The organism is Pseudomonas sp. C2.3V (genome assembly GCF_058536325.1).
Genome location: NZ_JBZUBN010000001.1, coordinates 3,160,769 through 3,179,393, shown reverse-complemented (window position 1 = coordinate 3,179,393; position 18,625 = coordinate 3,160,769). Strand labels below are relative to the sequence as shown.

Annotated in this window: 20 protein-coding genes; 10 read left to right on the top strand and 10 right to left on the bottom strand. The window is 56.0% G+C overall.

Translation table 11 applies throughout. From position 1 onward, the window contains the following. The first annotated feature begins 177 nt into the window (after positions 1 to 177). From AC4LF3_RS15185 to speA, 4 genes are all read left to right on the top strand, one after another. Positions 178 to 1,233, top strand: a complete 1,056-nt coding sequence (locus AC4LF3_RS15185; protein ID WP_010795420.1) for a DUF2333 family protein — start codon at positions 178 to 180, stop codon at positions 1,231 to 1,233. A 137-nt stretch (positions 1,234 to 1,370) separates the two neighbouring features. Then, on the top strand, positions 1,371 to 2,360 hold the full coding sequence (locus AC4LF3_RS15180; RefSeq protein ID WP_019364332.1) for an aldo/keto reductase: 990 nt from the start codon (positions 1,371 to 1,373) through the stop codon (positions 2,358 to 2,360). Between the two features lie 188 nt (positions 2,361 to 2,548). After that, complete coding sequence (locus AC4LF3_RS15175; RefSeq protein WP_010795418.1) at positions 2,549 to 2,920, top strand: translation initiation factor Sui1; 372 nt, start codon at positions 2,549 to 2,551, stop codon at positions 2,918 to 2,920. Positions 2,921 to 3,014: 94 nt separating this feature from the next. Next, a complete protein-coding gene (speA, locus tag AC4LF3_RS15170) occupies positions 3,015 to 4,928 on the top strand; it encodes an arginine decarboxylase (protein WP_010795417.1) in 1,914 nt (637 codons plus the stop codon). Between the two features lie 35 nt (positions 4,929 to 4,963). Here the strand turns inward: speA and mtgA are convergent, their stop codons facing one another. Then, positions 4,964 to 5,659, bottom strand: coding sequence for a monofunctional biosynthetic peptidoglycan transglycosylase (gene mtgA / locus AC4LF3_RS15165; protein WP_491835659.1), 696 nt, complete (start codon positions 5,657 to 5,659; stop codon positions 4,964 to 4,966). A 67-nt stretch (positions 5,660 to 5,726) separates the two neighbouring features. Between mtgA and AC4LF3_RS15160 the strand changes: the two genes are divergently transcribed. The 4 genes from AC4LF3_RS15160 to trmB all read left to right on the top strand — a co-directional run bounded on the left by AC4LF3_RS15160 (position 5,727) and on the right by trmB (position 7,973). Next, positions 5,727 to 6,098, top strand: a complete 372-nt coding sequence (locus tag AC4LF3_RS15160; protein ID WP_019364334.1) for a DUF423 domain-containing protein — start codon at positions 5,727 to 5,729, stop codon at positions 6,096 to 6,098. Between the two features lie 76 nt (positions 6,099 to 6,174). Then, entirely contained in the window at positions 6,175 to 6,375 is a 201-nt protein-coding gene (thiS, locus tag AC4LF3_RS15155) for a sulfur carrier protein ThiS (RefSeq protein ID WP_010795414.1), read from the top strand. A gap of 18 nt (positions 6,376 to 6,393) precedes the next feature. Continuing rightward, positions 6,394 to 7,188 (top strand): thiazole synthase, encoded by a 795-nt coding sequence (locus tag AC4LF3_RS15150; RefSeq protein ID WP_074824958.1) that lies wholly within the window; start codon positions 6,394 to 6,396, stop codon positions 7,186 to 7,188. Positions 7,189 to 7,301: 113 nt separating this feature from the next. Further along, on the top strand, positions 7,302 to 7,973 hold the full coding sequence (trmB, locus tag AC4LF3_RS15145; protein WP_218567940.1) for a tRNA (guanosine(46)-N7)-methyltransferase TrmB: 672 nt from the start codon (positions 7,302 to 7,304) through the stop codon (positions 7,971 to 7,973). 42 nt (positions 7,974 to 8,015) lie between these two features. On the opposite strand, the gene AC4LF3_RS15140 is transcribed toward trmB, so the two are convergent. From AC4LF3_RS15140 to AC4LF3_RS15100, 9 genes are all read right to left on the bottom strand, one after another. Next, entirely contained in the window at positions 8,016 to 8,339 is a 324-nt protein-coding gene (locus tag AC4LF3_RS15140) for a DUF3392 family protein (RefSeq protein WP_010795411.1), read from the bottom strand. A 13-nt stretch (positions 8,340 to 8,352) separates the two neighbouring features. Next, positions 8,353 to 9,510: a radical SAM family heme chaperone HemW gene (hemW, locus tag AC4LF3_RS15135; protein WP_491835656.1), complete on the bottom strand. Its 1,158-nt coding sequence runs from the start codon at positions 9,508 to 9,510 to the stop codon at positions 8,353 to 8,355. Further along, positions 9,507 to 10,100 carry an RdgB/HAM1 family non-canonical purine NTP pyrophosphatase gene (rdgB, locus tag AC4LF3_RS15130; protein ID WP_491835654.1) on the bottom strand — a complete coding sequence of 198 codons (594 nt, stop codon included), beginning with the start codon at positions 10,098 to 10,100 and terminating at the stop codon, positions 9,507 to 9,509. The genes hemW and rdgB overlap by 4 nt, the downstream gene beginning before the upstream one ends. Positions 10,101 to 10,230: 130 nt before the next feature. Further along, positions 10,231 to 10,830, bottom strand: coding sequence for a methionine biosynthesis protein MetW (metW, locus tag AC4LF3_RS15125; protein WP_491835652.1), 600 nt, complete (start codon positions 10,828 to 10,830; stop codon positions 10,231 to 10,233). 10 nt (positions 10,831 to 10,840) lie between these two features. Then, positions 10,841 to 11,980, bottom strand: a complete 1,140-nt coding sequence (gene metX, locus AC4LF3_RS15120; protein WP_491835650.1) for a homoserine O-succinyltransferase MetX — start codon at positions 11,978 to 11,980, stop codon at positions 10,841 to 10,843. Positions 11,981 to 12,086: 106 nt separating this feature from the next. Further along, a complete protein-coding gene (locus AC4LF3_RS15115; protein ID WP_491835648.1) occupies positions 12,087 to 14,042 on the bottom strand; it encodes a dynamin family protein in 1,956 nt (651 codons plus the stop codon). A 158-nt stretch (positions 14,043 to 14,200) separates the two neighbouring features. Beyond that, positions 14,201 to 14,833 (bottom strand): YggT family protein, encoded by a 633-nt coding sequence (locus tag AC4LF3_RS15110; RefSeq protein WP_010795405.1) that lies wholly within the window; start codon positions 14,831 to 14,833, stop codon positions 14,201 to 14,203. Positions 14,834 to 14,842: 9 nt separating this feature from the next. After that, positions 14,843 to 15,661, bottom strand: coding sequence for a pyrroline-5-carboxylate reductase (gene proC, locus AC4LF3_RS15105; protein WP_074824936.1), 819 nt, complete (start codon positions 15,659 to 15,661; stop codon positions 14,843 to 14,845). Between the two features lie 11 nt (positions 15,662 to 15,672). Next, positions 15,673 to 16,377, bottom strand: a complete 705-nt coding sequence (locus AC4LF3_RS15100) for a YggS family pyridoxal phosphate-dependent enzyme (protein WP_434140083.1) — start codon at positions 16,375 to 16,377, stop codon at positions 15,673 to 15,675. 73 nt (positions 16,378 to 16,450) lie between these two features. On the opposite strand from AC4LF3_RS15100, the gene AC4LF3_RS15095 reads away from it, so the two are divergent. Then, positions 16,451 to 17,485, top strand: a complete 1,035-nt coding sequence (locus AC4LF3_RS15095) for a type IV pilus twitching motility protein PilT (protein ID WP_010795402.1) — start codon at positions 16,451 to 16,453, stop codon at positions 17,483 to 17,485. Beyond that, on the top strand, positions 17,485 to 18,624 hold the full coding sequence (locus AC4LF3_RS15090; protein ID WP_491835645.1) for a PilT/PilU family type 4a pilus ATPase: 1,140 nt from the start codon (positions 17,485 to 17,487) through the stop codon (positions 18,622 to 18,624). Before AC4LF3_RS15095 ends, AC4LF3_RS15090 begins: the two co-directional genes overlap by 1 nt. Position 18,625: the final 1 nt, after the last annotated feature.

Here is an 18,625-nt window from a genome sequence, read left to right as displayed (position 1 = left end):
TGGCGATAGGCCATCACTAAAGCCTACCAGCATCGCCTTGCTAGGTCATCGGCTCAGGATCGAGCAACATTAGGACCAAGAGCTGAACGGCTTATGTACACTACCGAGCGTACTTAATCGGCAACCCCTTGTCATAGACGTGGTCGAACGCTGGAGTCGACTATAAGGAATAACATCATGCTGGACTGGAAGAATCGTACAAGCAGTTGGAGGCGGCGGACAGACGGCGCTTCGGCTGTTGGCGGCCGCCCCTGGCTGCGCGCCGTGGCTATCATCATCGGCCTTTATCTGCTCGTGATGTTTATCCTGAGTTGGTACTGGAGCCGCGAGCCGGACCGCTTTCCTGTCCAGCAGCATGCCCAGGAAGCGGCGGCTGCCGCTCAACGCAAACTGGCCCTGGGTTATACCACGGTAGAGACACTCAAGATGGTGGCGGGCACTTTGCTCGACAAGCCAGGCGGCTATCTGTCCAACGATGTTGCGCCCCCTGGTCTCTGGCTCGACAACATGCCTTCCTGGGAATACGGCGTCCTGGTGCAGGTACGTGATCTTTCCCGTGCGCTGCGCAAGGACTTTGCCCGCTCTCAGTCTCAGTCAACGGAAGATGTTGATTTGGCCAAGGCCGAGCCACACTTCAACTTTGACAACCGTAGCTGGGCGATGCCGTCTTCGGAGTCTGAATATCGTGCGGGTATTCGCTCCCTTGACCTTTACTTGGCGCGTCTGGGTGGGCAGGAGCAGCAGCGTGCGCTCTTTTACGCGCGTGCCGATAACCTGCGTAACTGGCTGGGCGACGTAGAGACTCGCCTGGGGTCCCTGTCACAACGGCTCTCCGCCAGTGTGGGCCGCTCTCGTCTGGATGCTGACATCAATCCCAATCAGGATCTGCTCCCCGGACAGGTGCCTGAAGTTCACGAGCGTATCGTTAAAACGCCCTGGCTTCAGATAGATAACGTTTTCTACGAGGCACGCGGGCAGGCCTGGGCGCTGTCTCATATCCTGCGCGCTATCGAAGTAGATTTTGCCGATGTGCTGGCCAAGAAGAACGCAACGGTAAACGTGCGCGAAATCATTCGTGAGCTGGAGGCCGCTCAGCAGCCGGTCTGGAGCCCGATGATTCTCAATGGCAGTGGCTTCGGTATTCTGGCTAACCATTCCCTGGTGATTGCCAATTACATCTCCCGCGCCAATGCGGCAATTATCGACTTGCGCCAGCTGATGGAGCAGGGTTGATACCTCGCCTGGCTGCAGTGTTGCGCTGCAGCCAGGCAACTTTCATTGAACGGCCTGTTCAATACCTCTCCATACGCATGTCTTGCGCTTATCAGGCGTTATCAGCCTATCCACCCCTGAGCCATACAGGAGGTCTCATGTCAGTTGAAACATTGACTATTCAAGGTATATCCCGTCCCGTCAGCCGCATCGCCCTGGGTACCTGGGCGATTGGCGGCTGGATGTGGGGCGGTAGTGATGAATCCAAGGCCATCGCCACGATCCGCAGTGCAGTAGAGCGTGGTATCAATCTGATTGATACTGCGCCCGTCTATGGTTTCGGCAATTCCGAAGAGATCGTGGGCAAGGCGCTGGAAGGAATACGCGATAAAGCAGTGATTGCTACCAAGGTTGCACTGGACTGGAATGATGACGGCCCATTCCGTAACGCTACTCCGGCCCGTATCCGTCAGGAAATCGAAGATTCCCTGCGTCGCCTCAAGACCGATCACATCGACCTTTACCAGGTACATTGGCCAGACCCCTTGACGCCCATTGACGAGACTGCCCGCGAGTTGGAAAAGCTGCGCCAGGAAGGAAAAGTGCTGGCCCTGGGCGTCAGCAACTTCTCGCCTGAGCAGATGGATGCCTTTCGCGATGTAGCCCCTCTGGCAGCGGTACAGCCTCCTTATAACCTGTTCGAGCGCGATATCGAAAAGGACGTACTGCCTTATGCCAAGGATCACGGGCTGGCGGTGTTGGCTTACGGGGCACTGTGCCGCGGCCTGCTGGCCGGTAAAATGTCACCCTCGACACGGTTTGATGGGGACGATTTGCGCAAGGTCGATCCAAAGTTTCAGTCACCGCGTTTTGAGCAGTACCTTGCAGCAGTGGCCGCACTGGAGGATTACGCCCGTGCTCGCCATGACAAGACGGTCCTGGCGTTGGCTATCCGCTGGATTCTTGATAAGGGCCCAACTATTGCGCTGTGGGGCGCACGAAAGCCCGAGCAGATCGAGGGAGTAGACGAGGCATTCGGCTGGTCCCTGAGCCAAGAGGAGCTAGACGAAATCGATAAAATTCTGACCCGACATGTGACTGATCCGGTAGGGCCGGAATTCATGGCGCCACCGACACGAAAAGGGTAATGAGCCCAGCAGCAGGTTTTCTGTGAGCCTGTCATGAAAATATCCAGCATTGACGCAAATTTGTGCTTAGCATTTGCGTTCAATGCTGGTAAATTGCGCGACCTTTTGATGCGCAGCCCCTGCCAGAGTGGGGCGCTCTTGGTTGGTTCTCCAACCTGTCGCTATCCTGACCCTGTGAGGAATGCCCGGTGGTCAAGAAAGCCTCTTCCTTTGCCGGTCTCGGCGGCCTGGTGTATTCCACCGATAGTGGTCGTCATTGCCCGGCTTGTAACAAACCTCTCGCTGACTGCCTCTGTAAGCAGGCCCCCGTGCAGGCTGGAGACGGTATTGCACGTGTCCGCCGCGAAACCAAAGGTCGTGGCGGCAAGACCGTGACCACGGTCAGTGGTGTGCCTGTGACGGCCGATGAACTGAAAGAATTGGCGAGCACACTGAAGCGGCGGTGCGGTACTGGTGGTGCGTTGAAGGATGGCGTCATCGAGATTCAGGGCGATCATGTCGACCTGCTGATTGACGAGCTGACCAAACGCGGTTTCAAAGCCAAGAAGTCCGGCGGTTAAACGAACGGTTCCACGTTCAGGCCATATCTATCCAAACTTACCGCAGCGATCTGCGGTCAACACCTTATTACCTTTCAACAGGAGAATCTGGCGGATGTCCCCACGACGTACGCGCAAAGATGACGGCAGCCAATGGACCGTAGCCGATAGCCGTAGTGTGTACGGCATTCGCCACTGGGGCGCTGGCTACTTCGCTATCAATGACATCGGCAATGTCGAAGTCCGTCCTCATGGTCCCGATGGAGAGCCCATCGACCTTCATCTACTGGTGGGGCAACTGTGCGAGGCGGGCCTTTCGCTGCCTCTATTGGTGCGCTTCCCTGACATTCTGCAAGGTCGCGTGCGGGCACTGACCGGTGCGTTCGATGCCAATATCGAGCGAATGGAGTATGGTGGTCAGTACACGGCCCTGTATCCGATCAAGGTCAATCAGCAGGAAGCGGTCGTCGAGAACATTATTGCCACGCGTAACGTGTCGATCGGGCTCGAGGCTGGTTCCAAACCTGAGCTGATGGCTGTGCTGGCGCTGGCGCCCAAGGGGGGCACCATCGTTTGCAACGGTTACAAGGATCGCGAATTCATACGCCTGGCCCTGATGGGGCTCAAGCTTGGTCACAACGTCTTCATCGTGATCGAGAAGGAGTCCGAAGTCCCGCTGGTGATTGAAGAGGCGGCCGATCTCAAGGTGACTCCGCAGGTAGGTCTCCGCGTTCGCCTGTCATCGCTGGCTTCCAGCAAATGGGCCGATACCGGGGGCGAAAAGTCCAAGTTTGGCCTGTCGGCGGCACAGTTGCTGTCCGTGATCGAGCGTTTCCGCAAGGCAGGACTCGAGCAGGGGGTTCGCCTGCTGCATTTCCATATGGGTTCGCAGATTGCCAATCTGGCTGATTATCGTCAGGGTTTCCGTGAGGCCATTCGGTATTACGCCGAACTGCGCGCGCTTGGATTGCCGGTCGATCATGTCGATGTGGGCGGTGGCCTGGGTGTGGACTACGACGGTACGCACTCGCGTAATGCCAGTTCCATCAATTACGACATGGATGACTATGCCGCGACGGTCGTGGGGATGCTCAAGGAGTTCTGCGATCGTCAGGGCCTCCCACATCCAAACATCTTCTCGGAAAGTGGCCGTGCCATGACTGCGCACCATGCCGTGCTGGTCATGCAGGTAACCGATGTCGAGCGCAACAACGACGCCATGCCTGATATCGAGAATTTCTCCGACAAGCCTGAAGTCGTGCAGTGGCTGGTTGAGCTGTTGGGTGATACCGATCCGGAAATGGTGACCGAGACCTATTGGCGTGCAACCCAGTACGTGAGCGAAGCCTCTGCGCAGTATGCGTCAGGTCGCCTGAGCCTGAGTGACAAGGCGCTTGCAGAGCAATGCTACTTTGCGATCTGCCGTCGACTCTACAATCAGCTCAAGGCACGCCAGCGTTCGCATCGCCAGGTGCTGGACGAACTGAACGACAAGCTGGCCGACAAGTACATCTGTAACTTCTCGGTTTTCCAGAGCTTGCCGGATACCTGGGCGATAGGGCAGATCCTGCCTATCGTACCGCTGACGCGTCTGGATGAAGAGCCGATGCGCCGCGCGGTGTTACAGGATCTGACCTGTGACTCGGACGGCAAAATCAACCATTACGTAGATGAGCAGAGTATCGAGACCAGTTTGCCGGTTCACGATGTGCGTCCGAATGAAGATTACATGTTGGGTGTATTTCTGGTAGGTGCCTATCAGGAAATCCTGGGCGATATGCATAACCTGTTTGGCGATACGGACTCGGTCAACGTCTATCAGGATGCGGATGGCACTGTGCGTCATGGTGGCATCGAGACTCATGACACCATTGAAGACATGCTTCGCTATGTGCACCTCTCGCCAGAGGAGCTGATGACCTACTACCGCGACAAGGTAGCCGGAGCAAAGCTGACTGCACGCGAGCGTACGCAGTATCTGGATGCCTTGCGTCTGGGATTGACCCGCTCGTCCTATCTCGCAGGTTGATCAAAAAAAGGCCCTGGTTATTACCAGGGCCTTTTTTATTTCATGTGCAACAGGTAGTCACTACCGCCCAACTGCCGGACCTGCTGCCGTATCCAGTTGGCACGACGGCTAACGTAAGCGCTAGGATGACTTGGACTCCATTCCCTAGGGTTGGGCAGGATGGCAGCCAGCAGGCTGGCTTGTCGATCCGACAAGTACGGTGCGCCAATACCGAAATGGTGCTGCGCAGCGGCTTCAGCGCCGAAGATGCCAGAATCCCATTCAACGCTGTTGAGGTAAACTTCCAGGATGCGCTGCTTGGGCCAAAGGGTTTCAATCAGCACGGTAAACCAGGCTTCCAGGCCTTTACGTACCCAGCTACGGCCCGTCCAGAGAAATAGATTCTTGGCAACCTGCTGACTGATCGTGCTAGCTCCACGTAGGGAACCACCGGCTTCGTTATGGCTGAAGGCCTGACGAATGGCGTCCATGTCGAAGCCCCAGTGCTCACTAAAGTGTTGATCCTCTCCTGCCACCACCGACATCTTCAGGTTGTCTGGTAGTTCACGCCATGGCCGCCATTCCCGCTGCAGATCGATGGGCTTGCCATCGACCCAGGATTCTATCTTTCGTTCGACCATGACCATCGAGCCGGGTGGGGGCACCCAGCGAAAGAGCAACACGAGCAGTACGCTCGCAGCCATGGAGATGAGTATGTAGCGAAATAGACGGCGTAGAAGAGAGCGCACCATGCGACTTGGTCTTTAGTTATGAGCGGTCCATTATAACGATCGCTTCGATTCTGTCTGGGGGTTATCCATGCTTCGTACGTTTCTCATGCTGGCCGCCGTGTTTGGCTTTACTGGCGTCGGTCTTGGTGCATTCGCCGCCCATGGTTTGAAAGGGCGACTGTCGCCGGAGCACCTGGCTGTATTCCAGACCGGCGTGTTATATCAGCTCATACATGCCCTGGCATTGCTGGGCGTTGCCCTGCTGGCTACGCATCTGCAGGGGCGTTTGGTTAGCTTGGCCGGCGCCTTCTTCGCCATAGGGATTATTCTGTTCTCTGGCAGCCTTTATACTCTGACATTGTCAGGTATCAGCAAGCTGGGCATCGTCACGCCTTTTGGCGGGCTCGCCTTCCTGGCAGGGTGGGTTTGTCTTGGATTGGTGGCCTGGCGTCTGGCCTAGATGACGATACAACGTTGGTCATCGTGGCAGAAGGGGCTAGAATGCAGCCCTTCATACATTTCAGACCGCTTCTGCCATGCGCATTCAATTGAACGGCGAATCTTTCGAACTTCCTGACGGTGCCACCGTGGCGGACTTGCTCGTCCGGCTTGAACTGACCGGAAAACGGGTAGCCGTGGAACGAAACCTCGATATCGTACCCCGCAGCCAGCACGCCGATACCACGCTTGTGGACGGCGATCAGCTGGAAGTGGTTCATGCTATTGGTGGCGGCTAGACCGCCGGAGAATCTGCCATGAACAGCAATCGTCAAGATACACCGCTTACCCTGGCCGGACGCACTTACCAGTCGCGTCTGCTGGTAGGCACCGGTAAATACAAGGACCTGGAAGAAACCCGTCTGGCCATCGAGGCGTCGGGAGCCGAAATCGTGACCGTTGCGGTTCGCCGGACCAATATCGGACAGAATCCCGGTGAGCCTAATCTGTTGGACGTCATTCCACCGGATCGCTATACCATTCTGCCCAACACGGCTGGCTGCTATGACGCTGTTGAAGCTGTGCGTACCTGCCGTCTGGCGCGCGAGCTTCTTGATGGGCACTCACTGGTCAAGCTTGAGGTACTGGCGGATCAGAAAACGTTGTTCCCAAACGTCATCGAAACCTTGAAGGCCGCCGAAACCTTGGTAAAGGATGGGTTCGATGTCATGGTGTATACCAGTGATGACCCTATCATTGCCCGTCAGTTGGCGGAGATTGGCTGTATTGCGGTTATGCCGCTGGCCGGTCTGATCGGTTCCGGTCTGGGTATCTGCAATCCGTACAACCTGCGCATCATTCTGGAAGAGGCCAAGGTGCCGGTTCTGGTCGATGCCGGTGTAGGTACTGCTTCGGATGCCACCATTGCAATGGAGCTGGGATGTGATGCCGTCCTGATGAACACCGCCATTGCCCACGCCAAGGATCCTGTCCTGATGGGCGAAGCCATGAAGCACGCCATCCTGGCAGGGCGCATGGCTTATCTGGCAGGTCGGATGCCACGCAAGCTATATGCCTCCGCCTCGTCACCTCTGGAAGGTCTGATCAGCTGATCACGACGTTTCATTCCACCTTAACCTTAACGACCCGGCCTCCAGGCCGGGTCGTGCTGTCTTTGTGAATAGCCATGAGCGATCAGGAATTCGATAACGCCCCCGCACGCCCAATGCGTACCATCAAAAGCTTTGTCATGCGTGCGGGACGCATGACGGAAGGTCAAAAAAAGGGGCATGACCAAGGCTGGCCCCGCTTCGGTCTCGACCTGGATGCGGGGCTACAGGATTTCGACGCTGTGTTTGGTCGCCAAGCGCCTCGTACCTTTGAAATCGGCTTTGGTATGGGGCACTCTCTACTGGAAATGGCAGCCGCAGCGCCGGAGCAGGACTTCATTGGTGTTGAGGTCCACCGTCCTGGGGTCGGCGCGTTGCTGAATGGCCTTCTGACACAGCAGTTGTCCAATGTGCGTGTCTATAGCTGCGATGCCTTGGAAGTGCTTCGCCAGTGCGTGGCTGATGCAAGTCTGGATCGGGTTCTGCTGTTTTTCCCAGACCCATGGCACAAGGCCCGCCACCATAAGCGTCGTATCGTTCAGCCTGAGTTTGCCGAGCTGATTCGTAGCAAGCTCAAGGTTGGTGGGGTGCTGCATATGGCAACCGACTGGGAGCCCTATGCGGAATACATGCTGGAAGTCATGAGTGTCGCGCCGGGGTATCGGAATCAGGCTTCAGATGAGCGCTATGTTCCGCGTCCCGAAGAGCGACCCATCACTAAGTTCGAGCGTAGAGGTGAGCGACTTGGGCACGGTGTCTGGGATCTGAAGTTCGAGCGTACCGAATAATAAAAAAGGCCTGACAGATGTCAGGCCTTTTTTCTGCGTATCTCAGCGTCGCTCGGCTAGAACACCCAGCAGACAAGCACCGACCAGCAAGGCGGGTGCCAGGCTGTAATTGTTGAACTGTCCTAAGCCTTTCACAACCCAGGGGGTCAGGTGGGTAGTTGCTGCGCCGTAAAGACTTACTGAAGCCGAAGCCAGAACCGGAACCCGTACAAAGGTAGGCAAATTGCCCAGGCGCTGCTTCATCCAGTTGTTGATTTCAGTGCCGAACATTACCAGCAGGGTTGAAATCAGAGCCAGGGCGATCTCGGCCAGATGACCGCGGCACCAGCGAGAAGCCTCTGCAATAAGGCTAAGTAGGTAGTCCAAGCGTCATGTCTCCTTAGTCAGACAGAAAATGCTGCAGCACATCATTCAAAAAAAGCTGCCCTCGGGACGTAGGGGCCAACCTGGTCGAATCCTTCTCAAGCAGACCTTTGCCGCGTAGCGCTTCCAGTGCCCCAGATAGGCTTTCCAGGGGCTGGCCGGTTCGCTGTGGATACTGCTCACTTGAAACGCCTTCTACCAGGCGAAGGGCATTCATCATGAATTCAAAAGGCAGCTCTGCTGGCGTCAGTACACGCTCACCGGCCTGGAAATGCTTGGCAGAATCCAGATAGTCCTTGGGAAGGCGCGTCTTCCAGGTGCGAATAATCTGACCATCAGGTGCGCTCAGCTTGGCGTGGGCGCCCGCGCCAATTCCAAGGAAATCACCGAATGTCCAGTAATTCAGGTTGTGACGTGCCTGGCGTCCAGGCTGGGCATAGGCCGAGGTCTCGTATTGCCGATAACCCATTTCGGCAAGTCGAGCCTGTCCCGCTTCCTGAATATCCCAGAGGGTATCGTCTTCAGGTAGCTCAGGCGGCTGGCTCCAAAAGACGGTATTGGGTTCCATGGTGAGCTGATACCAGGAAATATGCGTAGGCGCGAGGGCAATCGCCTGTTCAAGATCCGCCATCGCATCGGCAACGCTCTGGCCTGGCAGGCCGTGCATGAGGTCCAGATTGAAGTTATCGAACCCTGCCCGGCGTGCCATCTCGGCGGCTCGAACCGCTTCGTCCTGCCCGTGGATCCGGCCCAAGGCTTTTAACTTGGCGTCCTGAAAGCTCTGGATGCCAATTGAAAGCCGGTTGATGCCGAGCTGCCGGTAGGCGGCAAACTTGTCCTGTTCGAATGTCCCTGGGTTAGCCTCAAGGGTAATTTCGATATTGGAAGCAAAGGCAACGCGGCGCTCGACGCCTTCAAGCAAGCGCCCCAGCGCCCTGGCTGAAAACAGACTGGGAGTGCCACCTCCAAAAAAGATGGAGGTCAGTGGTCGGCCATGCACATGGACAAGGTCCGCATCCAAGTCTGCCAGCAAGGCATCGACATAGGCCTCTTCAGGTAGCTCGGGCCCTGCTGCGTGCGAGTTGAAGTCGCAATAAGGACATTTACGCACGCACCACGGAATATGGATATAGGCCGACAGGGGCGGCAGTTCAAACGAGGCTGATCGAATCAAAGTCCGAGCCGCTCACGAAGAATAGCCATGGCACGGGCACGGTGGCTGATACGGTTCTTTTCCGCAGGTGTCAGCTCTGCACTCGAGCAGTCCCGCTCGGGCACCCAGAAAAGAGGGTCATACCCAAAGCCATGCTCACCTCGGGCTTCGAAGAGGATGCGCCCTTCCCAGATCCCTTCACAAACGATAGGAAGCGGGTCATCAGCGTGGCGAACCAAGGCCAGCACACTGACAAACTGAGCGCCACGCTCGGCTTCAGGAGTGTTTTCAAGAGTTTTGAGCAGCTTTGCATTGTTCGCGGCATCGCCGCGTCCTTCTGCATAGCGTGCCGAGTAGATACCGGGCGCGCCACCCAAAGCGTCGACAGCAAGGCCGGAGTCATCGGCCAGGGCGGGCAGGCCGGATACACGCGCTGCATTACGCGCTTTGAGAATGGCGTTTTCAATAAAGGAAAGCCCAGTCTCTTCCGGTTCGACCTGACTGAATTCACCGACGGAGCGCACCTTGACGGCGTTACCCAGCATGGCTTGAAGTTCTTTGAGCTTACCGGCGTTGTGGCTGGCCAGCACCAGCTCGGACAATTGAATCATGTCGTGTCATCTCTGGTTTGAGGCGGAGACAGGCAAATGCCTGTTCGCATGATATGAAATCTGGAAAGTCGATGTACGTGATTCAGATGGCGGGTCATGACGTCATCTGAATCAGTGTGACGAACCTGTCTTACAACGACTGGCCCGTCACGCGATAAATACCGATCTCGCCCAGGAGGTTGGGCCACAGGCGGCTACCAATGCCGTGGCGGTGCTGACGGTCAACGGCCAGCCGGTCAAGCACCTTGACCTTGAGTTCATGGCACAGACGCTCGAAATCCTCAAACGTACAGAAGTGGATGTTCGGCGTGTTGTACCAGGTATAAGGCAAGAACTCCGATACCGGCATTCGACCGTTACGGGCCAAATACCAGCGGCAGCGCCAGTGACCAAAATTCGGGAAGGTAATGATGCATTCTCTGCCTACGCGCAGCATTTCCCCAAGAATACGATCAGGGTAATGCACCGCTTGCAGGGCCTGGCTCATGACAACAATGTCAAAACTGTTGCTGGCAAAATTCCCCAGCCCCTTATCCAAGTCTTGCTCAAGGACGTTTACACCTCTGCGAATGCACTGCTTGATGTTTTCGTCGTTGATCTCAAGGCCATAGCCGGTGACCTGCTTGTTTGTCTGCAGATAGGCAAGCAGCTCGCCATTACCACATCCCAGGTCAAGGACCCGGCTACCGGCGGGAATCCAGTCTTTGATGATATCCAGATCGGCACGCACGTTCAGGCCCTCATACAGCAATGCGATTCATATAACTAACGAAGGCTTCCAGGTACCGGGGGATCGGTAGAAGAAAAGCGTCATGCCCTTGTGGCGCGTCGATGTCGAGATAGCTGACATTCTTTTTCGCTGCAATCAAGGCATCCACGATCTCGCGTGAGCGGGCCGGTGAGAAGCGCCAGTCTGTCGTGAAGGACATGATGCAGAAATCAGCCTTTGCATCTGCAAACGTTCTGGCTAGATCACCATCGTGTGCACTGGCGGGATCAAAGTAATCCAGCGCTTTGGTCATCAGCAGGTAGGTATTGGCATCGAAGCGGCCTGAAAATTCTTCGCCCTGATAGCGCAGGTAGCTTTCGACTTGAAATTCCACACTGTGGAAGTCGTAGTTCAACTTGTCTGTCTTGAGTTCGCGGCCAAACTTCTGCCCCATTGCGTCATCGGATAGATAGGTGATGTGACCTACCATGCGGGCCAGCATCAGTCCCCGCTTGGGTACGACGTTCTGCTCATAGAAGCGACCGCCATGGAATTCTTCATCAGTCAGAATGGCTTGGCGTGCCACTTCATTAAATGCAATGTTCTGAGCTGATAGTCTGGGCGCCGAGGCGATAGCCATGCAGTGACGTACACGATCAGGGTAGCTGATGGTCCATTGCAGGGCCTGCATGCCTCCCATGCTGCCGCCTACGACGGCCGCCCATTGTTGAATGCCTAGCGCATCAGCCAGACGTGCCTGGCTATTGACCCAGTCTTCCACGGTAATGACGGGAAAGTCGGCGCCGTAGGGCTTTCCTGTAGCAGGATTGGCGCTGCCTGGGCCTGTTGATCCGTTACAGCCGCCCAGGTTGTTCAGTGCGACGACAAAGAACCGGCGGGTATCGATGGGCTTTCCTGGACCGATACAGCTGTCCCACCAGCCCGGCTTGCGATCCTCCATGCTGTGGTAGCCCGCCGCATGGTGATGGCCGGACAGGGCATGGCAAATGAGCACAGCATTGCTACGGTTTTCGTTGAGCTCTCCATACGTCTCGATGACCAGATCGTACTCGGCCAAAGACCTGCCGCAAGCCAAGGGGAGCGGCTCGGAGAAGTGAAGGACCTGAGGCGTAACCAGGCCTACGGAATCAGGGGGTATGACGCTGGGCATTTAAGGCTCTTATACGTGAGAGGGCGCCAGTCTAAAGAGCGCCATCGCAAGCGGCAAGCATCCTGCAAGCAGGGTGCTTGCCGCATCGGATAAAGGCCCGATGTGGCTAGGCGACACTTACCCCGGGGAGAGCGACGACCTTGGCATGGCGTTGGGCCGGAGCAGGGCGGCGCAACTGTCGCAAGATATCGTTGGCCTCATCAAGCTGACCTGCCAGTGTTTCGCAGTAGGTTTGCAGACGACTCTTCTGTTGCTGGGTATCCAGCGCCTGCTGGGTCAGCGCCTTGAGCTCCAGCATATTGGATTCCAGCAACTGCTTGTGCTCGCGAGTAAACTGAATGAGAGGCAGCAGGGCAACCTCGTTCCAGCGTTTGGCTTCCCGACAGGCCTGCTCATGCACGAAGACCGCTTCCTTTACCAGCGTTGCAAAGAACCGGCGAGTCAGCACACGCTGTTCAGTAAACAGCGTTTTCATCTGACGACGGAAACGATCCGACTTCTGCTGTAGCTGGCGAAGCGCACGGATCTGCGCTTTGACACGCAAACGGGGAGCATCCAGGCGATGGCCAGGATTTTCTTCGTTGTGACGCTGGTAAATCGACTGAAGAACCTTGTTCGCACGTTCACCCTCGTAGTAAAGGGATAACATGTCGTGTTCAACGCTTTGGAAGAAGCGATGGATCGCTTCGCTGATGCCTAGTGTGGTCCAGCTTCCTGCAAGGTTATTGCGTACGTCGGTCAGGTGCCTTTCAAGGCGTGCCGGGTTCAGGGCATCGTTAAGTAGGACGGCCTGCCCCTGAAGCATCCGCTGTGTGGTGCGCAGGTTAAGTAGCCGCTTGTGATAAAGCGCATGCTCCTCACGTGTTTTTTCTATCTGCTCTGCCAGCGTCGAGCCGGTAGCGGCATTTTCCAGTAATGCATGTTGCCGCTTCATATCCTCGAAGCGTTCGCCCAGAAGCGCATGGCTGCTCGCCAGAAGTGAAATCACCTGATTGACCACTCGGCTTTGTAGCAAACGCTCTCTGTGCCCAACGATACGGTCACAGAGCAGGCGTTCGAGGGCGGCCAGCTGGCTGCGCTCAAGCAGCGCTGTGTCATGGCGTACCTTGGCAAGCAAGGCTTGCTTGGCAGACAAGGGCAGTACATCCGTCATGGGAATGCCCAGATGACGAGCGCTGACCTCACGAATGCGCTGGATGGACTGATCGACGGATTCGTCACCATTCAGGTCGCCCCAGAGGGTATCGATCTTGTTGAGTACCGCGAACAGCGAGCCTTCCGCGTCGTCACTGGTTGGCTTGATGTGATGCTCCCACAGCTGAAGGTCGGAGGCTGTAACCCCCGTATCGGCCGCAAGCAGAAACAGTACGGCCTGAGCGGCTGGAAGCATCGAAAGTGTCAGTTCAGGCTCACTGCCAAGCGCGTTGAGGCCTGGCGTATCGAGTATGCGTAGGCCCTGACGCAGCAAGGGATGATCGAAGTTGATGATCGCATGGCGCCAGGTCGGGATTTCGACCATTCCGTCCTTGCTGGGCTTGTCCAGCTGCTCGGCATCGAATCCAAGGGATATGGCCTGCTCAACCGGCACTAGGCGCGTTTCGGCGACCTTTCCGAGCGCAGCTGCCATGAGGTCCGGCTGTTCGTAATCCAGTGCAATCTGTTGCCAACGGGCCGTATCGCTTCTCAGATCTGCAATACTGAGGTCATCCAGCCGTGATTCGATAGGTAGAAGCCGAATATACGGGGCTTCTGCCTTGGCATCATAGAAGAGCTCGGTAGGGCACATGGTTGTTCTGCCAGCCTGGGACGGCAGCATGCGCTGCCCGTAGTCGGCAAAGAACAAGGCATTGATCAGTTCGGTTTTTCCACGCGAAAACTCACCAGCGAAAGCCAGCGTAATGTGATCGTCGCGCAAGATCTGAACACAGCGTGCCAGGGTTTCATCAAGGCTTTGCGAATTGAGGCGATTACGAACAAGCCAGCCGCTGTAGCGATTGATCTGCTGTATGAGTTCAAGCTTCCAAGTCGCGTAGGCATCGACTTGCTGAGACAGACGCTCCATACCCCATCCCTGTCATCATCATGAGCGTAATAAAGGGCGGTACGGTGCCGTAAGGCGGGTCTTGCGTCAATCAAGACCCGACGGGATTCTCTAGGCGGTCACGCAAAGTGTGTGAATGGTTAACGATAAAGACCCCACCGAACAGATGGGGCCATCGCTTACAGGAACGGTGCGAGGACCGACGGCATACCTGACATCATGGCCAGGTTGTTGATGACCAGCATGTCGATCAATTTGATCGCAATAAACGCGAAAATGGGCGAGATATCCAGCCCGCCCAGGTTGGGCAGAAGGCGACGGAAAGGTGCCAGAACAGGTTCGCAGATCTGGTTTACAAGCTGGGCGCTGGGGTTGTAACTGCCCGGCGCGACCCAGGAGAGAATCACGCTGATGATCATGGCGAAGAAAAAGACCTTGAGAAACAGGGACGCCACGGCAATCAACGACCAGATGAACAGATGGGCAATTGCTCCGCCGACGCCATATTGCATGGTGATCAGGGTGAGGCCGTTTATGCCTTCAACGTTGGTCAGGAGGAGCAGCAGAACCATGAGAACCAGCTGTACCAGTACCGCAAGCGCCAGCGATGCCAGATCGATGCCGCCAAAGCCTGGAATGACTCTGCGTAGCGGGCGCAGCAAGGGTTGTGTGGCTTTGACGATGAATTGACTCAGGGGATTATAAAAATCTGCCTTCACGAGTTGTAGAATGAAGCGCAGCAAAACAATGAGCAGATAAAGACTGCCAAGCGTTTGCAGAATAAGAATCAGGGCGGTATTCAATCCGTACATGACTACTCCTTATTTACCGAGCTCTTCCGCCAGCTCGGCCGAGCGGCGTGCAGCCGCTGAAAGTGCTTGTTGAACGAGGGCCTCGAAGCCGCCCTCCTGAAAGGTCTTGATGGCCTGTTCGGTAGTGCCGCCAGGTGAAGTGACGCGGCGGCGCAGTTCGGCCGGTGACGCCTCGCTGTTCAAGGCCATCTGGGCAGTGCCAAGGGCTGTCTGCAGGGTCAGCCGTGCTGATGTCTCCCTGTCCAGGCCAAGTGCTTCACCGGCCTGGGTCATGGCTTCCATCATCAGGAAGAAATACGCTGGGCCGCTGCCTGATACTGCCGTTACGGCATCCAGTTGCTTTTCGTCTTCTACCCAGACGGTAAGGCCTACGGCAGACAGTAACTGCTCAGCCTGATCGCGCTGGGTTGATGACACATGCTCGTTGGCATACAGGCCGCTGGCACCCTGGCGAAGCAGTGCCGGGGTGTTGGGCATGCAGCGCACCAGGGCACGCTCGCCTAGCCATTGAGTCAGGCTGGCACAGGTGATTCCAGCTGCAACAGAAACGATCAGCTGAGTGCCGGTAAGTGCGCTGGAGAGCTCCTCACAGACGCTTTTCATGACCTGTGGCTTGACCGACAGGACAATTACATCAGCCTGTTGGGCAGCCTCAAGGTTAGACGTGAATGTCTGAATCCCATGGTCAGACTCAAGCGCTGAGCGTTGTGCAGCGTCAGGATTGCTTGCAGTAATGCAGCTGGCCGGCAGTCCCTGTGCGAGAAGACCTCCAATCAGACTGGCCGCCATATTTCCGGCGCCGATAAAGGCGATGCGGGTATCGCTCATAGGTAAATTCCTTAATGAGAAGCAGGCGAAGGGGTTGCGCTGTAATGTCTGGCACCAAACAGTGCTGTACCGATTCGAACCCAGGTCGCGCCCTCGGCAATCGCTGCTTCCAAGTCGTGGCTCATGCCCATGGACAGGGTATCAAGATTCAGGTTCAGCGCCTCGCTGAGTTTTCGTAGGGATGAAAAGGCAGCATGCTGCGCCTCAGGTTCCGTAGCGGCTTCTGGTATAGCCATCAGCCCACGTAAGACGAGGTTGGGCAGCTGAGCAACGGCACGGGCCAGCTCAGGCAGTTCTTCTGGCAAACATCCTGACTTGCTGGCCTCACCACTGATATTGACCTGTAGGCAAATATTGAGCGGGAGCATGTCCTCTGGGCGTTGCTCGGAAAGCCGCTGGGCGATTTTCAGGCGATCAACGGAATGTACCCAATCGAAATGGCTAGCGATCGAGCGTGTCTTATTGGATTGAATCGGGCCGATGAAATGCCAGGTCAAGGGCAGATCTTTCAGCATCTCCTGCTTCTGGATCGCTTCTTGCAGGTAGTTCTCGCCAAAATGTTGTAACCCGCAGTTGTACGCTTCGCGTAGATCCGATGCCGGTTTGGTCTTGCTGACGGCAAGTAGACCAACGGTCTCAGGGTCACGACCACAAGCCTGCGCTGCGGCTTGGATACGGGTGCGTACTGTTGCGATATTTTCAGCTATCGTTGACATTCAACCTCGTTCTCTAAATACCGCTGCTGATAAGGCGGCATTCTACCTGCTTGTTTGTATTAAGGGAGTCTTCATGGATATCACGGAACTGCTGGCGTTTTGTGCCAGACAGGGTGCATCCGACCTACACCTTTCCTCCGGTTTGCCACCCATGATCCGTGTCGACGGCGATGTTCGACGCATCAACCTGCCCGCTTTCAACGATAAGCAGGTGCATGCGCTCATCTACGACATCATGAATGACAAGCAGCGCAAGGATTATGAAGAATTCCTTGAAACCGACTTTTCGTTCGAGGTGCCAGGCATTGCACGCTTTCGTGTCAATGCCTTCAATCAGAACCGTGGACCGGGTGCCGTATTCCGTACTATTCCCTCTAAAGTGCTTTCGATGGAAGAGCTGGGAATGGGCGATGTGTTTCGCAAGATAACCGATGTTCCTCGTGGTCTAGTGTTGGTCACCGGTCCTACAGGCTCCGGCAAGTCAACGACGCTGGCGGCCATGCTGGATTACCTGAATAACACCAAGTATCACCATATCCTGACTATCGAAGACCCGATCGAATTCGTTCACGAGTCCAAGAAATGCCTGGTCAACCAGCGGGAAGTGCACCGCGATACTCTAGGCTTCTCGGAGGCATTGCGCTCTGCGCTGCGTGAGGACCCGGATATCATTCTGGTCGGTGAGCTGCGTGACCTTGAAACGATCCGGCTGGCGCTGACCGCTGCGGAAACCGGACACTTGGTATTTGGTACGCTGCACACCACATCGGCCGCCAAAACGATCGACCGTATCGTGGACGTTTTCCCGGCCGAAGAGAAATCCATGGTTCGCTCGATGTTGTCCGAGTCGCTGCAGGCCGTTATCTCTCAGACCCTTGTCAAGAAGGTCGGCGGGGGCCGTGTGGCTGCCCATGAAATCATGATTGGGACGCCTGCGATCCGCAACCTCATTCGTGAAGACAAAGTGGCGCAGATGTACTCTGCCATCCAGACAGGTGGTGGTCTTGGAATGCAAACGCTGGATATGTGCCTGAAAAACCTGCTGGCGAAGGGGTTGATCAGTCGCGACAGCGCTCGTGAGAAAGCCAAGATTCCGGAGAACTTCTGATGGAATTCGAAAAGCTGCTGCGGCTGATGGTCGAAAAGGGCGGCTCCGATCTATTCATTACAACCGGTGTTCCACCGTCCATGAAGGTGAACGGTCGTGTTCTGCCGGTAACCAAGGAGCCGCTTTCGCCTGATCAGGCTCGGGAAGTGGTCCTTGGCGTCATGAATGAACAGCAGAGAGCGGAGTTCGCCGAAAAGCATGAATGCAATTTTGCGATCAGCTCCAGAGGGGTGGGGCGTTTTCGGGTAAGTGCGTTCTATCAGCGTAACCTGGTGGGCATGGTGCTTCGGCGTATCGAGGTAAACATCCCTACGCTTGATCAGTTGCGTCTGCCCGAGGCGTTGAAAAAACTGTCCATGACCAAGCGTGGCCTGGTGCTGTTCGTCGGGGCAACCGGCACGGGCAAATCCACGTCGCTAGCTGCCATGATTGGTCACCGCAACAAGAACTCCACTGGCCATATCATCTCGATCGAAGACCCTATCGAATACATTCACCAGCACCAGAACTGCATTGTGACGCAGCGGGAAGTGGGCCTGGATACGGAGTCTTTTGAGGTCGCGCTGAAGAACACGCTTCGTCAGGCACCTGATGTCATCATGATCGGCGAGGTGCGTACCCGGGAAACGATGGAGTATGCCGTGGCGTTTGCCGAGACGGGTCACCTTTGTCTGGCGACACTGCATGCCAATAATGCAAACCAGGCGCTGGAGCGGATCATCCACTTTTTCCCGGCTGATCGGCATCAGCAAATATGGATGGACCTTTCGCTTAACCTCAAGGCCATTGTTGCACAGCAGCTGGTACCAACGGTTGACGGAAAGGGGCGTAGGGCGGTTATTGAAGTACTGATCAATACACCGCTGGCGGCAGATCTGATTCGAAAAGGGGAGGTTCATGAGCTCAAGCCGCTTATGAAGCGCTCAACAGAATTAGGTATGCAGACCTTCGACCAAGCGCTTTACCAGCTTTATCGAGACGGTGAGATCACTTACGAGGATGCTTTAGCGCATGCAGACTCTGCCAACGATCTGCGCTTGATGATCAAGCTGGGCTCCGAAACCGATGCGGATCATTTGACGAACATTACTCAAGGACTCTCCCTGGATATGGGCGAGGAAAGCAAGCGTTTCCGATAAC

Coding starts and splice junctions, on each gene's coding strand:
- AC4LF3_RS15100 (WP_434140083.1), bottom strand. CDS start 16,377: ATGTCAACGATAGCTGAAAATATCGCAACAGTACGCACCCGTATCCAA.
- trmB (WP_218567940.1), top strand. CDS start 7,302: ATGCGTACCATCAAAAGCTTTGTCATGCGTGCGGGACGCATGACGGAA.
- AC4LF3_RS15110 (WP_010795405.1), bottom strand. CDS start 14,833: ATGTACGGATTGAATACCGCCCTGATTCTTATTCTGCAAACGCTTGGC.
- mtgA (WP_491835659.1), bottom strand. CDS start 5,659: ATGGTGCGCTCTCTTCTACGCCGTCTATTTCGCTACATACTCATCTCC.
- AC4LF3_RS15150 (WP_074824958.1), top strand. CDS start 6,394: ATGAACAGCAATCGTCAAGATACACCGCTTACCCTGGCCGGACGCACT.
- speA (WP_010795417.1), top strand. CDS start 3,015: ATGTCCCCACGACGTACGCGCAAAGATGACGGCAGCCAATGGACCGTA.
- AC4LF3_RS15090 (WP_491835645.1), top strand. CDS start 17,485: ATGGAATTCGAAAAGCTGCTGCGGCTGATGGTCGAAAAGGGCGGCTCC.
- metX (WP_491835650.1), bottom strand. CDS start 11,980: ATGCCCAGCGTCATACCCCCTGATTCCGTAGGCCTGGTTACGCCTCAG.
- proC (WP_074824936.1), bottom strand. CDS start 15,661: ATGAGCGATACCCGCATCGCCTTTATCGGCGCCGGAAATATGGCGGCC.
- AC4LF3_RS15180 (WP_019364332.1), top strand. CDS start 1,371: ATGTCAGTTGAAACATTGACTATTCAAGGTATATCCCGTCCCGTCAGC.
- rdgB (WP_491835654.1), bottom strand. CDS start 10,100: ATGATTCAATTGTCCGAGCTGGTGCTGGCCAGCCACAACGCCGGTAAG.
- thiS (WP_010795414.1), top strand. CDS start 6,175: ATGCGCATTCAATTGAACGGCGAATCTTTCGAACTTCCTGACGGTGCC.
- AC4LF3_RS15185 (WP_010795420.1), top strand. CDS start 178: ATGCTGGACTGGAAGAATCGTACAAGCAGTTGGAGGCGGCGGACAGAC.
- AC4LF3_RS15160 (WP_019364334.1), top strand. CDS start 5,727: ATGCTTCGTACGTTTCTCATGCTGGCCGCCGTGTTTGGCTTTACTGGC.
- AC4LF3_RS15095 (WP_010795402.1), top strand. CDS start 16,451: ATGGATATCACGGAACTGCTGGCGTTTTGTGCCAGACAGGGTGCATCC.
- AC4LF3_RS15115 (WP_491835648.1), bottom strand. CDS start 14,042: ATGGAGCGTCTGTCTCAGCAAGTCGATGCCTACGCGACTTGGAAGCTT.